We start from the raw sequence: 19,912 nt of genomic DNA on the forward strand, positions 1-19,912 counted from the left end.
CCCGGACGACAGGTGCTGCGAGTGCTAGGAGTCGGGTCATGGACCACGACGACATCTCCCGCGCCATGAGCGTCGCCGCCGCCGCGGCGACCGCGGTGAGCCCCTACCTGCTCGAGGGCTTTCGTGCCGCGACCGAGGTGCAGCTGAAGGGTCCCATCGATTTGGTCACCGCGTACGACGTGGGCGCCGAGGCTCGGCTGCGCGAAGCCCTGAGCGCTGCGCTCCCTTACCGCATCGTCGGCGAGGAGAGCGGGACCAGCGGGGACCCCGGCTCGGGCGCCGTGTGGTACGTGGACCCCATCGACGGAACCACGAACTTCGCCCATGGCCACCCGTTCTTCTGCGTCAGCATCGGGCTCTACGACGACGACGGCGTGTCGCTGGCGGGCGTGATCCACGCACCGGCGCTGGGCGTGACGTGGGTGGGGGGGCGCGGTCATGGGGTGAGCCGCAATGGGATCGCCGTGGGCGTCTCTGCGCGCGCGACGCTGAACGAGGCGCTGTGTGCCACGGGCTTCCCCTACGACCGGCGCGAGGCCGACGACGACAACCTGCGCGAGTTCGGCGCCGTGCTGAAGCGAGTGCGGGGCATCCGGCGGTGCGGCTCGGCCGCGCTCGACCTCGCGTTGGTGGCGGACGGCACCTACGACGCGTACTGGGAGCAGGGCCTGGCCGTGTGGGACATGGCCGCGGGGGCGGCGCTGGTGGAGGCGGCGGGGGGCAGGCTGAGCGACTACGACGGCGGGCCAGCGGACGTACGCCAGGGGCGGGTGGTCGCGAGCAACGGGCGCGTCCACGACGCGCTGGTGGCCGTGCTGATGGAGGCGCGCAGCGGACGATGAGGAGCGGAGGCGCGGCGCGGCGGAGTGCGGCGTCCGCTGGGCCCGTCCGAGACAGCGGCGCGTGCGCGTCGCCTTCTCCATCGTCTTCGCCTACGCTCTCGGGGTGAACGCGCCCCAGCCTCCGTCAGCCCCTCTTGGTCCAGGTCCGAGCGCCCCCGACGGTGCGGGGATTCCTCAGCGTCCGCCGCCTGGCTCGGGTGGGGTGGCCAACAACAAGGTCATGCTCGGTGTGCTCGCCGGCTGTGGCTGCCTGATGCTGCTGGTCATCGTCGGGGTGATGGTGGGGATGGTGTACGTGAGCCGCCGCAACACGGCCTCCCAGTCGGCCGCACCGACCACACCGCCCCTGGTCTCCCCTGCCGCGACCACGCCCGCAGCGTCCGGCACACCCCCTGCGACGGCGGCCGCGACGAGCGCGGGCGACGTCGAGCGCGCGGCCACGGACTATCTCCTCGCGCTCGGCCAGAGCGTGTTGACCGCGGCGCGCGGCGAGTACGGTGACCCGCGCTTCGGGGCGCCTCACGCGAGCGCGGTTCCCAGCGTCGCGGCGCTCGGCGCGAGCCCCACGGTGCGCATGGTCGTGGTGGCGCTCGGCGCGAGCGCGGGCCGCACGCAGCACGTTCGCACAGTGATGGTTGCCTTCCCGGACGGACGCCTGCGCGCCGCCGAGGCCAAGCTGGGTACACGTCCCAGCGGCGGACGCTTCGACGCGGCCGCGGCCCCCGAGCTGTTCGCTCTGGTGGGGCACCTCAGCGACGGGCTGTTGCAGCAAGGACGCTGCCCGACGTTGCTGAGCCTGCCCGAGCTCGCGGGCCTGCCGCAGCCGCTCATTGCGGACCTGACGCGCGAGCTCGGTGAGTCGCGCATCGAGTGCCAGGGGCTGCGTTCGTGGCCCGGCTTCCACGAGGCGTGGGAGGCGCACAGTGACGAGCTGATCGTGATCGCCGATGGAGGTGCGGGGCCCGTCGTGATCGAGGCGCAGCTGCGCGCGCAGCGGGGCGTGCTGACCCCCTCGCGCATCCGCGAGCGGCGCGACCGCTGACGACGCGTTCTCGGGGGCGTGCCCGCGTCGTGGACTCGCGGATGAGACCATTCGTCGCCACTTTTTTGACCCCTCCGATCCGTGTCGCCGATGGTACCGGCGATGTCGATGGAGCGAACCGAGCTAAGAGGCGCGCTACTTTCCGGGATGTACCGGGTTGGCAGCTGCATTGGGGTGGGCGGCACGGGCATCGTCTTCGAGGCTGTGCGCGAGCGCGACGGGGCCATGCTGGTGGTGAAGACCCTGCGCCCGAAATTCGCGCACAACGCGGATCTCATTGCGCGACTCAAGCGAGAAGCGGAGGTCGCTCAGACGGTCTTTCATCCGGGTATCGTCCCGGTTTTGGACCACGGTCTCTTGTCGGATGGCTCGCCGTTCCTCGTGTTGAAGCGGCTCTACGGCGAGAGCCTGTCGCGCCTGCAGCGGCGCCTCGGTCCCCTTCCGGTGAGCGAGACGGCGGTCATCGCCATGCGCGTCGCGTCCATCCTGCACGCCGTGCATCAGGCCGGCTACGTGCACCGGGACATCAAGCCCGAGCACATCGTGCTCGACCGCAGCCGCTACGGTGAGCTGGAGGTCGCGCTGCTGGACTTCGGGGTGTGCGCCTCGGCCACGGCTCCGCGTGAAGAGCGCGAGCGTGAGCGCGGGCGCGTGTACGGCACGCCCACCTACGTCTCCCCCGAGCAGGCGTGCGGCAACCCCGACGTGAACGCGGGCGCCGACCTCTTCGGGCTGGGCGTGACGTTGTTCGAGCTGCTGAGTGGGGAGGTCCCCTTCCGCGCCTCGGACGTGACGCAGCTGCTGCGCCGCATCATCAAGGAGGACGCGCCGCGTGTCTCCCTGCGGGCGCATCACGCCGGGGGTGCGATGGACGAGGTGGTCGCCAAGCTGCTGCAGCGCGACCCGCGCGCCCGCTTCCCCAGCGCGCGCGCGCTCGCCCGGGCGCTCACACCGCTGGTGATCGATCGTATCGCCGCCGAGCGTAGGCTCGCGAACGCGCTGCAGGTCGGCGTGGGCACGCAGGAGGGCAAGATCACCCTCCAAGAGTCGGTCGCGGCCTGACGTCGAGCGGCCCCGTGGACGCGGGAATCGCGTGTGCCACGTCACCCCGGTGAGGACGCGGCGGTCGCGTGTCGTCACGCCAGCGCGGTGAGGAAGCGCTCCGCGAAAGCGGGGTCGCTGCGGTCAGGCGGCGGTGGTGAGGAAGCGCTCGAACATCGCGTAGCCCTCCACCATCAGGCGCCACGAGGTGGACTCGTTCTTCTGGTGCGCCTCGGCCGAGTTGCCCGGGCCGAAGTTCACGCCCGGCACGCCGATGGCGTCGAAGCGCGCCACGTCGGTCCACGCCTGCTTGGTCTTCACGGCCGCAACGCCGCATGTGCCCAAGTGCTTCACCAACGCGTTGGTGGCGTGCGGGCGACCGCTGGGAGACAGGTCGGTCGGCGTGACCTCACAGCGGTCGGCGACCAGCTCGCGCAGCTCGCGCACGGCGTCCTCGGGGGTGCGGCCCGGCGCGAAGCGGAAGTTCACGTTCACGGTGAGCTCGTCGGGCACCACGTTGCGCCCGCGCCCGCCGCTCATCAGCGTGGGCGTGATGACCTCGCGAAACCCGTGCCCGTCGATGTCCACCACGCGCGGCTCGCGCGCGCCCAGCTCCGCCAACACCGGAGCGGCTTTGTAGAACGCGTTTTCGCCCTGCCAGGGGCGCGCGCTGTGGGCCGTCCGCCCGCGGAACGTCAAGGTCGCGTGCACCGAGCCCAGGCAGCCCAGCTGCACTTCGTTGTCGCTCGGCTCGAGGCAGATGGCGAGGTCGAGGGCGTGCAGCTCGGTGTACGTCTCGAGGATGGGTCCGAGGCGGTTGTCCGCGAACGGCCCCTCCTCGCGCTCGTAGAAGATCAGCGTCAGCTCGTAGGGCAGCGTGTCGAGCGGCAGCCGCTCGACGGCCTCGAGCATGATGGCCAGCCCCGACTTCATGTCGGCCGAACCACAGCCGTAGATGCGGTCGCCCTCCACGCGCGGCGGACCCTCGTGCACGGTGTCGACGGTGTCCAGGTGCCCCACCAACGCCACCTTCGGGCAGCCGGGCCGGGTGTTGGCGCGCACGATCAGGCTGTGATGGAAGCGCGTGACGGCCTCGCGCGGGAGCGTCTTCAGCAACCGGGCCTCGACGTGATCGCAGAGGGCCTCTTCGTTGCCGATCACGCTCTCGATGCGGCAGAGGTCGAGCAGGGTGTCTCGCAGGGCGGTGTCGAGGGACATGGCCGGGCACCGTAGCAGCGCAGGCGCCCGCGCGCAGGGGGCTCCGCCGAGCTTGCCAAGGAGCGCCAGGTGTGACACACCCTCGGCTCGTTAATGAAAATGACTTCCATGTTCACTTTCAGTTCAGCCGACCCCTGGAGCCCGCGCGCATGACCCGCACCCACCTCTCGGCCCTCGCGGCCCTCGTCTCCGTCTCCACTGCTGCCACCCTCGCCCAGCCTGGCTGCAGCGATGGCGGAGGCTCGTTCGTCTGGCCGGAAGAGACCCCCGACGCCGTCGCGACCTACGCCCAGATCGTCGAGGCCACCTACGCGGACACGGTCGCCGAGGCGCAGCTGCTCGACACCGCGCTCACCGCGTTCGTGGCGGCGCCCACGCCGCTGACCCTCGAGGCCGCGCGTGAGGCCTGGCTGGCCAGCCGCGAGCCCTACCTGCAGAGCGAGGTCTTCCGCTTCTACGACGGCCCCATCGACAACGCCGAGGATGGCCCCGAGGGGCTCATCAACGCGTGGCCACTGGACGAGAACTACATCGACTACGTCGAGGGAGACCCCACGGCGGGCATCATCAACGGCACCGAGACCATCGACGCGCCGACGCTCACCAGCCTCAACGAAGAGGGCGGCGAGAAGAACATCGCCACCGGGTACCACGCCATCGAGTTCCTCCTGTGGGGCCAGGACCAGAGCACCACGGGGCCCGGCGACCGCTCGTCCGACGACTACCTGGTCGGCAGTGCGGCCACCAACCAGGCGCGCCGCGCGCAGTACCTGACTGTCGTCGGAGACCTGCTGGTGCTGCACCTGAGGCAGGTCCGTGACGCGTGGGCGCCCACGGCCTCGTACCGCGTCGCGTTCGAGGGTGACCCCGAGGGCTCCTTCGCCAACATCCTGACCGGGATGATCATCCTCTCGGGCTTCGAGACCGGCGGCGAGCGCCTCCAGCCGGCCATCGACAGCGGCGACCAAGAGGACGAGCACTCGTGCTTCTCGGACAACACGCACCGCGACATGGTGCAGGACGTGCGCGGCGTCTCGAACGTCTGGCACGGCCGGTACACGCGCGTGAACGGCACGACCGTCAGTGGCACGGGCGTGCGCGACATCGTCGCGGCAGTGGACGCGGAGCTCGCCGCCGAGCTCGACACGCGCATCGCCATGAGCCTCAGCCTGGCCGAGGCCCTGATGCCGCCCTTCGACCAGGAGATCGTGCCTGGCGCGCCCGGCAACGCCCGCGTGGTGGCGCTCATCCAGAGCTTGCGGGAGCAGGAGCGCCTGCTATCCGAGGTCTTCGAGACGTTCCAGTTGAGCGTGCCCGTTCCGGAGTGAGCCCCATGACCCGCCTGTCCGAGTTGCCGCGACGCCTCCGCTTCGCGTGCGTGTTGCTGCTGCTCACCGCGTGCGGCGACGACGGCGGGCGGCTCGACCCTAGCGAGTGGTACCCGGGTGGTGCCACCACCAACACGCTGCTGCTCGGCCCCAACGCGTTCTCGTTGCCTGCGCGCAACCTGACGGCCGAGCACGACCAAGCGTTCTTCAGCGGCAACAGCTTCTTCAACCAGGCGTGGGTCGAGGCGCCTGCCAGCACCACGGCGCGCGACGGCCTCGGCCCGCTCTTCAACGCGCGCTCGTGCTCGGGCTGTCACTTCCGCGACGGCAAGGCCGAGCCCCCTGTGGACGGACAAGGGCCGTTCGTGGGGCTCTTGCTGCGCCTCTCGGTCGATGGGCCAGACGGCACGCGGGTGCCCGATCCGGTGTACGGCGGACAGCTCCAGGACCAGGCGCTCCCGGGCGTGCCCGTGGAGGCGCTCGCGTCCATCACGTTCGAGACGGTGAGCGGCACGTACGCCGACGGCACGGGCTACACCCTCGAGAGGCCCATCTACCAGGTGGGCCCGGGCGGATACGGCGCATTCGGCGCGGGGCTGCGTGTGTCGCCGCGCATCGCGCCGCACATGATCGGCCTCGGGCTGCTGGAGGCGCTGCCAGTCGCGCGCCTCGAGGAGCTGGAGGACCCCGACGACCTCGACGGGGACGGCATCTCGGGTCGCGTGCAGTGGCTGGCGACGGCGACGGGCATGCAGCCGGGGCGCTTCGGCTGGAAGGGCGATGCGCCCACCGTGGAGCGTCAGGTCGCGGGCGCGTTCGCGGGCGACATGGGGCTCACCACGCGCGTGGTCACGAGCGACGACTGCACGGTCGGTGAGCCCGAGTGCGTCTCCGCCGCGAACGGCGGCGAGCCCGAGGTGAGCGACCTGGTGTTCGACCAAGTGGTGCTCTACTCGCGCACCCTGGCCGTGCCCGCACGTCGCGCGGCGGACGACCCGACGGTGCGCTTCGGTCAGCGCTTGTTCGCGCGCCTCGGTTGCGACGGCTGCCACGTGCCCTCGCACACCACGGGCATGGGCGCGCTGCCGGAGCTCTCGGACCAGCGCATCTGGCCGTACACCGACCTGCTCCTGCACGACATGGGGGACGCGCTGGCGGACGACGTGCCCGTCGCGCTCGCCTCGGGTCGCGAGTGGAAGACCCCGCCGCTGTGGGGGCTCGGGCTGGTGCGCGGTGTCGGCGGTCACACGCGCTTCCTGCACGACGGCCGCGCGCGGTCGCTGGAAGAGGCCATCCTGTGGCATGGCGGCGAGGCCGAGGCGGCGCGCGAGGCGTTCACGCAGCTGGCAGCGGACGAGCGCGACGCGCTGATCGCCTTCATCGAGGACCTATGAGTCACACACGCGACAAAGGCGTCCCCCGCCTCCGGGCGGTGTCCCTCGTCACGCTCGTCGCCGCGCTCGCGCTGTGGGCGGGGTCGTGCGGTGACACCTCAGCGCCCGATCGCCGCCCCGAGGTCATCACGGCCCTCGCGCGTGACGTCGCCGTGGGGAGCTACACCGAGCTCGAGGTACGCTCGGGGACGCTGCTCAGCGAGGTCGAGGCCCTCTGCGCAGACCCTTCCGACGACACGCTGCAGGCGGCGCGCACCGCCTGGTGGGACGCGCGCACGCCCTGGAAGGAAGCCGAGGTGGTGAAATTCGGGCCCGTGGTCGAGTTCCCCGAGCGCTTCGGGCCCAAGCTGGACTCGTGGCCCGCGAGCCTCACGGCCATCACCGAGCTGCTCACCAGTGACGAGGGCCTGACGCTGGCCGACTTCGCGCTCAAGGGGGCGTACAAGCGGGGCCTGCCCGTGGTGGAGTACCTGCTCTACGCGCAGGGGGACGACACGCTCACGTGGCTCGCGGCCGACGCGCGGCGCTGCGAGGTGCTGGTGGGCGTGACAGCGGACGTGCAGGCCAACGCGGGTGCGCTGCGCGACGCGTGGCTGCAGCTGTGGCAGGCCCGCCTGAGCGACCCCACGACGGACAGCGCGGACATGTGGGACACGGTTCAGGACGTGCTGGACGAGTGGGTCAACCGCATGGCGTTCACCGTCGAGAACATCCGCTCCATGAAGCTGGGTGTCCCCGTGGGGGACACGTCGGGCGGGGTGCCCATGCCCGAGAACCTCGAGTCTCGCTACAGCGGGCGCTCGCTGCGTGACGCGCGGGACGCGCTCGCGGGGGTCGCGCGCGCCTGGCACGGTGGGGACGAGACCCAACCGGGCGTCGCGGCGCTGCTGGAGCGCAAGCCCGCCTTGGTGGAGCGCGTGTCCCAGCTCTTCGTCGCGGCCGACGCGGCGCTCGCTTCCGTGCCAGAGCCGCTCGAGCCCTCGCTGACGGACGACCGCGCGAGCATCGCAGCGGCCCAAGAGGCCCTGCGGTTGCTGCAGGTGGCGCTCCAGACCGACGTGGCGCAGGCGCTGGGCGTGACCGTCACGTTCAACGACAACGACGGGGACTGACCGCCCATGGGCTTGCGTGCCGTCCTGGGTGCGCCCGTCCCTGCGGCCAGCCTGCGTGCGTTTCGTGTGCTCTTCGGGCTGCTCGCGGCGTTGGCCGCCGTGCGCTTCGTGGCGCTCGGGTGGGTGCACGAGCTGCTCGTGGCGCCCCGCTTCCACTTCGCGTTCGTCGAGGGGGTCTCTCCCGCGCCCGAGGCCGTGCTCTACGCGGTCTTCGCGGTGCAGGCAGCGGCCGGGTTGGCAGTGGCCCTGGGCGTCTGGTCGCGCCCAGCGCTCGCCGTGTGGCTCGTGTCGTTCGGCTACGTCGAGCTGCTCGACAAGGCGCTGTACCTCAACCACTACGTGCTCTTCTCGCTGCTCGGCCTGTGGCTGTTCGTCGCGCCCGTGCACGGACCCCGCTCAGATCGCCCCTCCCACGTGCCGGCCTGGGCGCTCTACCTGCTGCGCGCGCAGGTGGCCACGGTCTACCTGTGGGCCGGGCTCGCCAAGCTCAACGCCGACTGGCTGCTGGCCGCGCAACCCCTCCGCACCTGGCTCGGCGCGCGGGCCGACGTGCCTGTGTTGGGCCCGCTGCTGGCCAGCTCCATCACGGCCTACGGCATGAGCTGGGCGGGCGCGCTGTACGACCTGCTCATCCCCGCGCTGCTGCTGTGGCGGCGCACGCGCGGGGTGGGGCTGCTGCTCGTCGCGGGCTTTCACGTGGCCGTTGGGCTGCTGTTTCCCATTGGCGTGTTCCCCTTGATCATGATGGCCAGCGCGACGCTCTTCCTGGATCCCGAGTGGCCGACGCAGGTCCGAAGCCGGCTGCGTGGGCCGGACCAGCGTCCCGAGCCGCCCACCCCACGTGGGCTCGGCCGAGGCGCGACCGTGCTCTGGTGTGCAACCGTCGGGACCATGGTGCTGTTCCCCGCGCGCTTTCTGCTCTACGGGGACCACCCCAGCTGGACCGACGTGAACTGGACCGAGCGGGGCTACCGCTTCGCCTGGCGCGTGCTCCTCAACGAGAAGACGGGCCTGGTGGACTTTCGCGTGGTGGAGCGCGGGAGCGGGCGCGTCTGGCGCGTCATGCCCAGCCACGAGCTGAGCGAGCTCCAGCACGCGCAGCTGCGCACCCAGCCGGACCTCATGCGCGACTACGCGTTGCACCTCCAGGACCTGCATCGACGCGAGGGGCGCGACGTGGCCGTCTACGCCGACGCGTGGGTCAGCCTCAACGGGCGGCCGTCCCAGCGGATCCTGCGCGACGACCTGGACCTGACCCTGCCGCTCTCGGAGCTCGACAGGCGGGGCTTCATCCTCCCGCTCGTCGAGCCGGCGCGCTGACGTTGGTCACGGTCGCGCGCACGGCTCCGAACGCGTCTCCGAGGTGACCCGCAGAGATGGTTACGCGCCTTCGGGGAGGAACTGCGTCTTGTGGAGGAAGCGCGCGATCTGCCGCAGGTACTCGCCGCGGTCCATGTGCAGGATGTGGCTGCCCGGGAACCAGTGGATGCGGCAGCGGTCCCAGTGGTCCCACAGCAGCCGGCTATGCTTGGGGGGCGCGAGGCGGTCCCCCACGCCCCCGACGATCATGAGCCGGTCACGGGGGATGGCAGGCTGATAGGTCAGCGGGCAGCTCACGGCGACCATCTTGCGCGCCTCGGTCAGCGGCCGCCCCACCACCTTGAGCGCCGTGCGGATGGCGAGGCCAATGGGCTGCCACTCGAGCACGAGGTCCGCCAGGCTGACCACGGGCACGTTGGGGATCGCGAACGAGAGCCGTGGTTCGGCCGTCGCCAGCAGCGACGTGGTGAAGCCTCCCAGGCTCAGCCCCGTGACGCCCACCTTGGGCGCGCCGCGCTTCTCCATCAGCCAGTCGATCAGCACGCGCAGGTCCATGACCGACTGCGCGGCGGCCTCGTTGATGCGCGAGGTGCCACCCGCGAAATAGCCGTGCCCCGAGAAGGGCGAGTGCTCGGTCTGGCGCGGCCCGTGGAAGGGCAGGGTGAAGAGCACCACGTCGCAGCCCATGCGGTAGAACCAGGGCAGCGCGAAGAACCACTCGTTGATGAGGTAGAAGTCCGCGGTGAAGCCGTGGATGGCGATGATGGTCGGCCGTGGCCCATTGTGGTGGCGCCAGTAGCGCGCGTAGGCCACGCGGTTGGCCTCGTGCTTCAGGTAGCTCTTGTGGAGCCGCGGGTTGACCGGCATGAAGGGGCTGTCGAACTGGACCACCTCGGTCGTGCCGTCGTCCGGCGAGAAGCGCGGGAACCAGTCGGCCTGCGACGTCCGCACCCGGATGTTCTTCGGCGGAGCCTTGAAGAAGCGCGTGGCGTCCCCGCTCTCCGCGATGGGGCCGTAGAAGTCGAGGTCCTTCACCGCGCGGCGCAGCTCGAGGGGGTGATACCCGATCGGGACGGCGAGCCCGCTGATGAGGGACGCGCCAGCGGTGCGTAGGCCCACGTCGAACGCGGCGGAGGCGCCCACCTGGAGCTTGTCTCGGAACTGGAGGTGAAAGGGCTCCGGCTGACGAGCGAAGTCCTTGTCGAGGGCCTCCCACCAGGGGACTCCGTCCACCAAGAGCGGCTTCTCCTCGGCGTAGGAGTCGTGGGCGATGCGCGAGACGACCGAAGGGTCCATGTCGGCAGCGTAGCGCAGCGGACACGTTCATGTCCTCTAGTCGACACGGAGTGCCACGAGCCCGACCACGGCAGAGCAGAAAACGCGCGGGTTTGGTTCTTCGCGCTCTCGGCACAGCGCGTGCGTTGAGCGCGCACATGACTCCACACGGCACGTCCTCCCTGCACGCCTCCTCGTCTCGCTACCGTCACGTGGCATCGACCGTGCGGGCGGGCGTGGTCGCATCGGCCTTGGTGCTCGCCACCGCGGCCAACGTCCGTGGCGCGAGCGAGGTGGGGGAGCGGCCCGCTGCCGAAGCGCCGCCACCCGCGTCCACGACGCCGACGTTCGGGGGTGGACGCACCGTGCGCGGCCACCTGCGGCAGCGCGTGCTGCACTTCACCTTCGACGACGGGCCCCGCCCCGAGACGACCGGCCCCCTCCTGGACCACCTCGACGCGGCGGGCGTGCGCGGAACCTTCTTCGTGGTGGCGCGTCAGCTCGGTGGCCGTGGGGCCCGCCGTGATCGCAACGTCGCCATGGTGCGTGAGACGATGCGCCGCGGTCACACTGTGGGCTTCCACGGACTGGACCACAGCGCGTTCAGCCGGCTCGACGCCGCACAGCTCGAGCGCCAGTTCATCGTGGGGGAGGAGGTGTTCCAGCGCACCCTGGGGCGTCGCCCGTTCTTGGTGCGTCCCCCCTACGGACGCCACGACGACGCCAGCGACCGCTTGGTGACGCGGCGCGGCTACACCCAGGTGATGTGGGGCATCACCGCGGCGGACACCACACAGAACACGACACGCGGGGTGGTGGACGCCTTCGCCGCGGCCATCGCGCGGCGCGAAGGGCACGCACGCGTGCGCGGCGGCGTGGTGCTGCTGCACGACACGCACAGCTGGGTGGTGAACGCCTTCCCGCAGCTGGTGGCGACCGTCAACGCGCGCAACTGCGCCCTGCTGGCGCGGGGGCCGAGCGAAGAGCTGTGGGACATCGCCCCGGACCTCACCCCGTTCTTCGAGGCGCGGCGCCCGGGAGACAGCGCCCAGCGCGAGAGCCAGCAGGACGGCTACCCCGCCGCCGTGTACGCAGCGCGCCAGACCGTGCTGCGTGCAGAGACGGCGCGGCGCTGTGCGGCACCTCGCGGAGCGCTCGCCAGGCAGGCTCCGTGACCCGCGCGCCGAGCTTCAGAACGCGTAGGCCGCGCCTGCCAGCGCAGCGCCTTGGCGGAACGACGCCGACTGGTCGCTGAAGCGCGAGGCGCGCAGCCCAGCCTCCACGAACACGCCCAGGTGGTCGCTGACCGCCAGGTGCAGACCGGCCAGCGCGCCGAACACGACACCGAAGGCCGCGTCGCTGGCGGCTGCGGCTGGCGGTCGTAGCACCCCCATGCCGAAAGGAAGGCTGACGTAGACGCTCGCTTCGTGGCGGGCCAGCTCGAACGGTGCCCGAAGCTTCACGAACAACCCGAAGCCGAGGAGCCCCGTTCGCGTGACGAAGTCTTCCTCGGGCGCGTCGCGCAGGATCAACACACTCATCCGCGTGTAGTCGAAGAAGCCGCCGATCGCGACGTAGCGGCTGGTCGAAAGCTCGAGGCGCGCGCCCATCACGAACGCGGGTGCGAGCGACGCCTCGACGGCGGGCGTCTCGAGCGCGACCTCCTCGCGTCCGCTGAAGGCCACCCCACCGAACAACGAGACGCTCAGGTCGAGCCCCTGGCCCGGACGTCGGCCTGGCGTCGAGCCCGACGCGTTGACGAACGGCTGTGTCTCTGGATAGGGCGTGGGCTGCGCGCTCGTGAGCGATGGCGTGGCAAGCGCGACGACGAACGCGAGCCACGCCGAGCCTGGTCGTCTCGCAGCAGGCGCGCTCGGCGCCACACCGACCCTTCGGAACCACCATCCCCTCATCTCGCTCACCCCTCCGCAGCGGCGCGCCGCTGCTCGAGCTCGTCCCAACGGGCCATCAGCTGCTCCACCTTGGCGCTGGCGGCTTGCTGCTTCTCCGTGATGGTGCGCACCTCGTTCGGTCGCTCTGCGTAGAGGCTCGGGTCGGCCAGCTGCGCGTCCAGGGCGGCCAGCGCCTGCTCGGCGGCGTCGACGGCCTCCAGCATCCCGTCGAGCTCGCGCCGCTCCTTCTGGCTGAGCTTGGCGGGCCGGTCGTTCTTGGCGTCGCGTCCAGCGTCCACCCCCGCGCCGTCCTTCGGCGCGCTCGCGTCCATTGGCGCGTTCTTGCTGGCGGCCTTCCCGAGCGCCTTCTCGGCGGCCTCGCGTTCGGCCTGCGCCGCTGCCGACAGGGTCCGGTACAGCTCGTAGTTGCCGGCGTAGGCCACCAGCCGGCCGTCGCCCTCGAACGCGAGGATGTGGGTGGCGACGCGGTCGAGGAAGTAACGGTCGTGGCTGACCACGATGGCCGTCGCGTCGCTCTCGATCAGCATCTGCTCCAGCGAGCTCAGCGTGGCGACGTCGAGGTCGTTGGTGGGCTCGTCGAGCAGCAGCACGTTGGACGGCTTGAGCAGCAGCTTGGCGAGCGCGACGCGCGCCCGCTCGCCGCCGGACAGCGCGACCACCTTCTGGCGCATGCGATCCGGCGCGAACAGGAAGCGCGCGAGGTACGTACGCACGTCGATGCGCTCGCCGCGGAACGTCACCTTGTCGTCGTGTCCGGCCACGTTGACCATCAGGTCGGCCGTGTCGTCGAGGCCGCTACGCCCCTGGTCGAAGTAGCCGAGCTCGGTGTTCTTGCCGATGATGACCTCGCCCCGGTCGGGCGTGAGCTCTCCCACCAGGAGTCGGAGCAGCGTGGACTTGCCCGCGCCGTTGGGCCCCACCACGCCGAGCCGCATGCCGCTGGTGAGCATGAAGGTCAGGTCGCGGATGAGCGGCCGGTCTCCGAGCGTGACGCTCACGTCGCGCAGGTCGACGATGGTCTTGCCGAGGCGCGTGGTCTCGAGCGTGAAGCCCGCCGTGCGCTGCTGCGTGGGCGCCGCCTGATCGCGCGCGGCCTCGGCGCGGTCCACGCGTGACTGGCTCTTGGTGGTGCGCGCCTTGGGGCTGCGCCGCAACCACTCGAGCTCGGTGCGCAGGAAGTTCTGGCGGTTGCGTTCGGCCCGCGCCTCGTGCGCCTGCCGCTCGGCTTTGGCCATCAGGTACTCCTCCCACGCGCCGTCGTAGGAGTGCACCTGGCCGCCCTCCACCTCGAGGGTGCGCGTGACGTCCCGGTCCAGCACGTAGCGGTCGTGGGTGATGAGCACCAGCGCGCCGCCGTAGCTCTCGGAGAGGTAGCGCTCCAGCCACTCGATGGTGTCGACGTCGAGGTGGTTGGTGGGCTCGTCGAGGATGGCCAGGCTGGGCTGTGAGACCAGCAGCCGCGCCAGCGCCACGCGTCGCCGCTCGCCGCCGCTCATGCGTCCGACCGGCGCGTCGGGCTCGAGCACCTTCAGGTGCCCCAGCATCGCGTCGACGAGGTGACCGCGGTCCCACCCGCCCAAGCGCTCCACCTCGGCGCCAGCCTTGGCCTGCGCTTCGAGCAGCGCGTCGAAGTCTGCATCGGGGTGCCCGAGCGCCTCACTGGCGGCGGCGTGCGCCTCGAACGCGGCGGACCATTCCCGCAGCCCGTCGCGCACCACCTCGCGTGCCGTGCGCTCCGCGGGCAGCTCCGGCTCCTGCGCCAGGTACTCGATGGTCGCGTCACGACGGCGGATCACCTCACCCGCGTCCGCGCTCTCGATGCCCGCCAGGATCTTGCAGAGCGTGCTCTTCCCCGACCCGTTGATGCCCACCACACCGACGCGCTCTCCGGCGTGGACGCTGAGGTCGACGTTGTCGAGCAGGACGCGAGGGCCGTAGGCCTTGGACAGGCCGGTGGCGACGAGGATCGGCATAGGCCGCGCCATACCACGCCGAGACCGGCTATGCTCGGGCACCGCCGATGTCCCCTGCCGCTTCGCTCCCTCATCCAGGCCTGCGCTCCTCGTGCGACCCGCGCCCCAACCTCGAGCTGGTGTTCACGCACGGGCTCGGGCAGGACGAGGCGCTCGACCGCTTCGTGGGCGGCCTGACCGACATGAGCGGGCCCTGCGCCGACACGCTCGAGGAGGTGCGTGCTGCGCCCGAGGGCGTGGACCTGGTGCTGCACCCCGCGGCCCTGCCCGTCGAGATTCGCAGCCTGCCCGGCATGCTGCGCGCCTCCGCGTTCACGCTGTCGCTCGGGCCCGGATATCACGCGCACGTGGCCGACGCGTTGGTCGCGGCCGCCGAGCAGGCCGGGCTGCGCGCCGCCCACGACGTGATCGATGCGTACCTGGCCTCGGGCGACCTCGCGGTGGTCGAAGAGGCGTGTGAGGCACACTGGCGCGCGAGCCTGACGCCCGCCTTCGGAGACGACGGCGAGCCGGCGGCCACGGCGCGTCACGTCTGCGTGGACGGTCTCCGGCTGCAACACCATGCGCCCTACCTGCTGCCGAGCGGGCCGTGGTCACCCGCGACCGACGCGGGCGAGTCCCCGACTGACGTGCTCGTACCTCGTGACCACGCGCTGTGGTGGGAGGCTGGGCTCCACGATCGCATGCGGGTGCGGCGCGCGGCCTACTCGTTGCGTTACCTGATCCCACCGCGCGCTCCGCTGGACGAGCTCGAGCTGGGGCGCATCGAGTCCTTGTGCGACGACCTGGACGCGCTCACCAAGAGCTCCCCCGAGGACCCCGAACTGACGGCGCTGCGACCCGCGTGGCGCGCGCTGTTGGACGCGCTCGACGGGTTACGCGAGCGACCGAGACACCTGGACGCGGTCATCCCCGACGACGCGCTGTGCTTACGGCGAGGCCCGCTTTGGCTGCGGGCACGGCGCGGGGCGTGGTTGCGACTCCCCAGCGACATGAGCGTGGCCTGGCGCGGCAACGGCACCTTCTGGGCGGCCGACGCCGAGGTGCAGCTGTGGCTCGAGGTGCACCCCGTGGAACTCGATCCGGGCGCTTCCGTGCCCACTGCCGCGGAGGTGCTGGAGGCCGTGGGGGACTGGGGCAGCGACACGTCCCGCGAGGCGGACCGCTTCCTCGAGTGGGAGACGCAGGAAGACGCGGAGGCGCTGCACGCCGCGGTCGCGCTCGGGGCGCAGGTGGGGCTGTTGACGATCCAGCCGCAGGCGGGAGACCGGGGCCGCGCGGAGGAGCTGGCGAGGGCGCTGCGGTCGGGACCACGCTGAGGGCGAAGGCGGGACACGGGACGCGGGAACCGGGAACCGGAAACCGGGACGCGGGAACCGGGACACGGGACTCGGGACACTGTGACACCGGGACATATGACCGGGACACCCGGCGCGTGACACCGCCCACCCACCAACCCGTTGACGTACGCGCCCCGGTCCGTAGGGTGACGCGACCATGACCGACGCCACGACCCCGCGGCAGCCGAGCGCGCTCGAGCTGCGTATCCAAGAGGACCTCAAGCAAGCCATGCGCGACAAGAACGACGTCGCGCGCGACACGCTCCGCATGCTCAAGGCCGAGCTGCTGCGCGAGCAGGTGAAGGTCGACGACCCCAACGACGCGCAGACCAGCGTGGACGAGATGGCCATCCTCCTGCGCGCCGTGAAGACCCGTCGCGAGTCGGCCACCGAGTACGAGCGCGGCGGGCGTGCGGAGCTGGCGGCCAAGGAGCTGGCCGAGGTCGAGGTGCTGAGCGTCTACCTGCCCAAGCCCATGGACGACGACGAGGCGCGCGAGGCGTTGCGCGCTCTCTCCGCCGAGCTGGGGCTCACCGAGAAGAAGCAGATGAGCCAGCTGATGAAGGCCGCGCTCGAGCGGCATCGGGGAACGCTGGACGGCAAGCAGGCGTCGCGCCTGCTCGCGCAGATCCTCAGCTGACCCCGTGGGCGCCGCGCCTCGTCGACGCAGCGCACCGAGCTCAGGTGCCCTGACGTGCAAGGACGAAGTAGCCCATCACGGTCTGCTCGTCCTTGTACGCCTTGCCGATGCACACGTGGCGCGACACGCGGCGCAGGTAGTCGCGGCAGCGGTGGAACACGAAGCGCTGCAGCCCGACTGAGTTGGGCACGATCTCGGGCCAGCCCGTGGGGACCTCGCCCGCGGGGCACATGAAGTAGTCCACCACGATGTGTCCGCGTGGGTCCTTGCCGGTCTCGCGCGCCACGAAGTAGCCGGGCCCGATGACGTCACGCAGGATGCCTTCGTTGTACCCGAAGACCGAACCGTCGAGGCCGCGTGTACACGGCTTTTGGAACTTTCGGAACGCGGGCTGGTTGTTCATGCCCTCGTGGATGATCGGGTGCAGCGTGCCGCCTTCGGGGGCCAGGTGGTCCAGCGTGATGACGGGGTCGGCGAGGTCGAACAGCTTCTTCTGGTCACCGCGTGACAGGGCCATGGTCTGCGCGGTGCGTTCGTCCTGGGAGAGCGCGTCGAGGTGCTTGCCGATGCGATCCAGCGAGGCTCCGCTCTGGAGCAGGTCGGTGAAGGTGGTCATGACGGGGGCCATGAGACGCTGTTTCCCTGCGGCCTGCAAGTGTGAACGTGCTACAAACCGCGCGAGAATTCCATGCACGGATTACGCTGCTCGCCCGAGATCCCCGGTTTCACGCGCCTGCTCGACGAGTGGGTCGTGGGGCTGACGCGCTACCACGACGATGCCGCGGGTGTGTTCGCGGACGACGCCCTGTTCGAGCGCAGCTTCGCGGAGGCGGCGACGCGCGTGCGCGCCTTTGCGTGGGGCGCCGGCGAGGTGCAGCCCACGGAGGTGGTCGACCAGCGCGCATCGTTCGAGCTGCAGGGCTACGACTACAGCGTGGCTGTGCATCGGCTGGAGGTGAGCTCCGCCGAGCAGCTGGCCGCGCAGGCCGAGGCCTCGATGTGCGCCGCCGCCGAGGCCGCCCCTGCCGTCGATGAACACCTCCGCGTGGGCGTGGTGCTGGTGAGCGTGCGCGCCCCCGAGCAGGCCGACGAAGCGGCCCGGCTGGCGCTGGCGCACCGCTACCGCGACGAGACGCGACAGCTGGGCAGCACGGGCGCGGCCTGGAGCTTCCCCAGCGCGGATGAGGGGCCTGCGTACGCGTACTGCGGCGACGGCATGCTGGGCGGCATCCTGCTGGCGCGACGCCTCCCCGGCTGAGGCGCGATGAGCGAGGACAAGCCACGACGCGCTCGACAGGCACGCGGTGAGGAGACGCGGCGGGAGGTGCTCGCGGCGACCTTGCGCGTGCTGGCGCGCGACGGGACGCGCGGCGTGACGCATCGGGCGGTGGCCGCCGAGGCCGGCACCTCGGTTCGCGCCACGACCTACCACTTCGCGTCGCGTGAGGAGCTGCTGCGCGAGGCGCTGCGGCACTATGCCGACACCGCGGGCTCCCGCATCGAGCGGCTCGCGACGCCCATCGCGCTCGACACCGACATGACGCGCGCCGCGGCGGGGCTGCTGGCGGACGTGGTGCTCTCTGACCTCACCGACGACCGGGCGGGCCTCATCGCCGAGTACGAGTTCGTGTTGCACGTCGGGCGGCAGCCGGACCTCGAGCCCTGCTACGCCGCCTGGCAGGAGCGCCTCACGAGCGTGATGCTGGCCTACGCGCGGTTGGCCGGTTCGCCGAGCCCCGAGGTCGACGTGCAGCTCGTGCTCGCGACGCTCCGTGGGCTCGAGATCGCGGCCCTCGCGGCGCCCTCTGCGGAACCCGATCGCGAGGCGCTCACCGTGCTGTTCACGCGCCTCCTCACAGGCCTCGGCTTTTGAGGGTCATCTCAGCGAGCGGACAGCTTCCAGGCGCGGCGGTCGCACCCAGCCACCGAACGCTCGCTCGAGCTCCATCGCCACGCTCATCGTGAGGTGGTCCCGACCGTGCGCGGCGACGACCTGCAGACCCAGCGGTAGGCCCTTCGTGTCCAGCCCGAGCGGCACCTGCGTGACGGGGAGCTGCATCACGTTGAGCACGGCGGTGTAGACCCACAGGAACGGCCACATGAGCGGGACGTCGTGACGCGGCGCCGTGGTCGCGTAGGGTGGGTAGAGCAAGACGGTGTCGTCCGTCAGCAGCGTGTCCAGCTCGGCGCGCAACGCGTGCCCCTCGGCCACCATCTTGGCCGTGCGCGCCGGCATCAGGTCCGTCAGCCCCTCGAGCACCGCGAGCACGACGGCCGGGAGCGTGTGCGGCGAGCGCCCGGTGGCGAGGCGCACGAGCTCGGGCAGCGTCCGCCACTCCTCGCCATTGGCGAGCAACGTCGAGAAGGGCGTGCCCTGGGCGTCGTGCAGCATGCTCGACCAGACCTCGAGGGCGTTCTTCAGGCGCGGTAGGCGGCGCTCCTCGACGCGGCAACCGATTTCGCGGAGGTGGCGCGCCGCGGCGGCCTGACGCGCACGGAGCTCGCGGCTCACGGGGGTGCGCCCATCGTCGGGGATGGTGATGACGCGCAGGGAGCTCACGTCGACGGCGTGCGCGTCCCCGAGCGGCAGGTCCTTGCTCTGCGGGTCGAGTGGATCGGCCCCCGCGAGGATGCGCACGAGCAGCGGCAGGTCCTCGGCGCGGCGTGCGATGGGCCCCGTCGAAAGGTACGCGCCTGCGTCGCCGTCGCCCGTGGGGAACTGTCCCGCGTTCGAGATGAGCCCGGCGCTGCACTTGTGGCCGAACACGCCGTTGAAGAAGGCGGGCATGCGGATCGACCCGCCCACGTCGGAGCCCAGGCCGAAGGGGCTCGCGCCGGCGCCCACGATGGCGCCCTCGCCGCCCGAGCTGCCGCCCACGATGCGGCGCAGGTCGTATGGGTTGTGGGTGCGGCCGTAGACCTTGTTGAAGCTCTCCATCCACATGCAGAGCTCGGAGACGTTCGTGACGCCCATGGGGATGGCGCCTGCCGCGCGCAGGCGCGCGACCGCGGTGGCGTCGTGGTCGGGGCGGAAGCCGACGCGGGCCGGGAGGCCGCTCGTCTGGGGCATCCCGGTGAGCGCGAAGCACTCCTTGATGGTGCAAGGGAAGCCGTGCAGCGGCGGGAGGTCAGCCACCCCTTCGCGCGCGAGCCGCTCGTCGGCCGCGTCGGCTTCGCGTCGCGCCTCTTCGAAGCGCGACACGACGACCGCGTTCAGCTCCGGGTTCACGCGCGCGACTTCGTCGAGGTGCGCGTCCACGACGACCCTCGAGGTGACCCGCCGCGCGCGGATCCACGCGGCCAGCTGGGAAGCGCTCGCGCTGCGTAGCGCGGCGGGGGAGATGTCGATGGCGCGGAGCGTGGATGGGGACGTGGGGAGGGGCATGGCGTGTCTCGTGGGTGGTGGCCCGGCGCGACGCCGAGCGGAGCAGGGACCGATGTGGCTCGGCGGACTCGTCGGGGCGCTCGCATGCG

At 71.4% G+C, this 19,912-nt stretch carries 18 protein-coding genes; 12 read left to right on the plus strand and 6 right to left on the minus strand.

Features of this window, described 5'->3' with window-relative positions:
- Positions 1-38: 38 nt before the first annotated feature.
- The 3 genes from H6726_22185 to H6726_22195 all read left to right on the plus strand — a co-directional run bounded on the left by H6726_22185 (position 39) and on the right by H6726_22195 (position 2,946).
- The gene (locus H6726_22185; GenBank protein ID MCB9660369.1) at positions 39-842 is read left to right on the plus strand and encodes an inositol monophosphatase; all 804 of its coding nucleotides are present in this window, start codon (positions 39-41) and stop codon (positions 840-842) included.
- Between the two features lie 103 nt (positions 843-945).
- On the plus strand, positions 946-1,884 hold the full coding sequence (locus H6726_22190) for a hypothetical protein (protein MCB9660370.1): 939 nt from the start codon (positions 946-948) through the stop codon (positions 1,882-1,884).
- A gap of 147 nt (positions 1,885-2,031) precedes the next feature.
- Positions 2,032-2,946: a serine/threonine protein kinase gene (locus H6726_22195; protein MCB9660371.1), complete on the plus strand. Its 915-nt coding sequence runs from the start codon at positions 2,032-2,034 to the stop codon at positions 2,944-2,946.
- A 123-nt stretch (positions 2,947-3,069) separates the two neighbouring features.
- Here H6726_22195 and dapE read toward each other — a convergent pair whose 3' ends face one another.
- Positions 3,070-4,143 (minus strand): succinyl-diaminopimelate desuccinylase, encoded by a 1,074-nt coding sequence (dapE, locus tag H6726_22200; protein MCB9660372.1) that lies wholly within the window; start codon positions 4,141-4,143, stop codon positions 3,070-3,072.
- Between the two features lie 149 nt (positions 4,144-4,292).
- Between dapE and H6726_22205 the strand changes: the two genes are divergently transcribed.
- Genes H6726_22205 through H6726_22220 form a run of 4 tightly spaced genes read left to right on the plus strand, consistent with a single transcriptional unit; the run spans position 4,293 to position 9,297 of the window.
- Positions 4,293-5,471: an iron-regulated protein gene (locus H6726_22205; GenBank protein ID MCB9660373.1), complete on the plus strand. Its 1,179-nt coding sequence runs from the start codon at positions 4,293-4,295 to the stop codon at positions 5,469-5,471.
- Between the two features lie 5 nt (positions 5,472-5,476).
- Positions 5,477-6,865 carry a thiol oxidoreductase gene (locus H6726_22210; protein MCB9660374.1) on the plus strand — a complete coding sequence of 463 codons (1,389 nt, stop codon included), beginning with the start codon at positions 5,477-5,479 and terminating at the stop codon, positions 6,863-6,865.
- Positions 6,862-7,977, plus strand: coding sequence for an imelysin family protein (locus H6726_22215; GenBank protein MCB9660375.1), 1,116 nt, complete (start codon positions 6,862-6,864; stop codon positions 7,975-7,977). The genes H6726_22210 and H6726_22215 overlap by 4 nt, the downstream gene beginning before the upstream one ends.
- Positions 7,978-7,983: 6 nt before the next feature.
- Entirely contained in the window at positions 7,984-9,297 is a 1,314-nt protein-coding gene (locus H6726_22220) for an HTTM domain-containing protein (GenBank protein ID MCB9660376.1), read from the plus strand.
- A gap of 60 nt (positions 9,298-9,357) precedes the next feature.
- Here the strand turns inward: H6726_22220 and H6726_22225 are convergent, their stop codons facing one another.
- A complete protein-coding gene (locus tag H6726_22225; protein ID MCB9660377.1) occupies positions 9,358-10,530 on the minus strand; it encodes an alpha/beta hydrolase family protein in 1,173 nt (390 codons plus the stop codon).
- A 200-nt stretch (positions 10,531-10,730) separates the two neighbouring features.
- Between H6726_22225 and H6726_22230 the strand changes: the two genes are divergently transcribed.
- Positions 10,731-11,747, plus strand: a complete 1,017-nt coding sequence (locus tag H6726_22230) for a polysaccharide deacetylase family protein (protein ID MCB9660378.1) — start codon at positions 10,731-10,733, stop codon at positions 11,745-11,747.
- A 15-nt stretch (positions 11,748-11,762) separates the two neighbouring features.
- Here the strand turns inward: H6726_22230 and H6726_22235 are convergent, their stop codons facing one another.
- On the minus strand, positions 11,763-12,485 hold the full coding sequence (locus H6726_22235) for a hypothetical protein (protein MCB9660379.1): 723 nt from the start codon (positions 12,483-12,485) through the stop codon (positions 11,763-11,765).
- 5 nt (positions 12,486-12,490) lie between these two features.
- On the minus strand, positions 12,491-14,458 hold the full coding sequence (locus H6726_22240) for an ABC-F family ATP-binding cassette domain-containing protein (protein MCB9660380.1): 1,968 nt from the start codon (positions 14,456-14,458) through the stop codon (positions 12,491-12,493).
- Between the two features lie 47 nt (positions 14,459-14,505).
- Between H6726_22240 and H6726_22245 the strand changes: the two genes are divergently transcribed.
- Both H6726_22245 and H6726_22250 read left to right on the plus strand, forming a co-directional pair.
- The gene (locus H6726_22245; protein ID MCB9660381.1) at positions 14,506-15,777 is read left to right on the plus strand and encodes a hypothetical protein; all 1,272 of its coding nucleotides are present in this window, start codon (positions 14,506-14,508) and stop codon (positions 15,775-15,777) included.
- 178 nt (positions 15,778-15,955) lie between these two features.
- Complete coding sequence (locus H6726_22250; GenBank protein MCB9660382.1) at positions 15,956-16,438, plus strand: GatB/YqeY domain-containing protein; 483 nt, start codon at positions 15,956-15,958, stop codon at positions 16,436-16,438.
- Between the two features lie 40 nt (positions 16,439-16,478).
- On the opposite strand, the gene H6726_22255 is transcribed toward H6726_22250, so the two are convergent.
- Positions 16,479-17,054 (minus strand): hypothetical protein, encoded by a 576-nt coding sequence (locus tag H6726_22255; protein MCB9660383.1) that lies wholly within the window; start codon positions 17,052-17,054, stop codon positions 16,479-16,481.
- Between the two features lie 72 nt (positions 17,055-17,126).
- On the opposite strand from H6726_22255, the gene H6726_22260 reads away from it, so the two are divergent.
- Both H6726_22260 and H6726_22265 read left to right on the plus strand, forming a co-directional pair.
- Positions 17,127-17,696, plus strand: a complete 570-nt coding sequence (locus H6726_22260) for a hypothetical protein (GenBank protein MCB9660384.1) — start codon at positions 17,127-17,129, stop codon at positions 17,694-17,696.
- Between the two features lie 6 nt (positions 17,697-17,702).
- Positions 17,703-18,311 carry a TetR family transcriptional regulator gene (locus H6726_22265; protein ID MCB9660385.1) on the plus strand — a complete coding sequence of 203 codons (609 nt, stop codon included), beginning with the start codon at positions 17,703-17,705 and terminating at the stop codon, positions 18,309-18,311.
- A gap of 3 nt (positions 18,312-18,314) precedes the next feature.
- Here H6726_22265 and H6726_22270 read toward each other — a convergent pair whose 3' ends face one another.
- Positions 18,315-19,823: an amidase gene (locus tag H6726_22270; GenBank protein ID MCB9660386.1), complete on the minus strand. Its 1,509-nt coding sequence runs from the start codon at positions 19,821-19,823 to the stop codon at positions 18,315-18,317.
- Positions 19,824-19,912 lie beyond the last annotated feature (89 nt).

Source organism: Sandaracinaceae bacterium, assembly GCA_020633055.1.
Classification (GTDB): Bacteria; Myxococcota_A; Polyangia; order Polyangiales; family Houyiibacteriaceae; genus JADJJE01.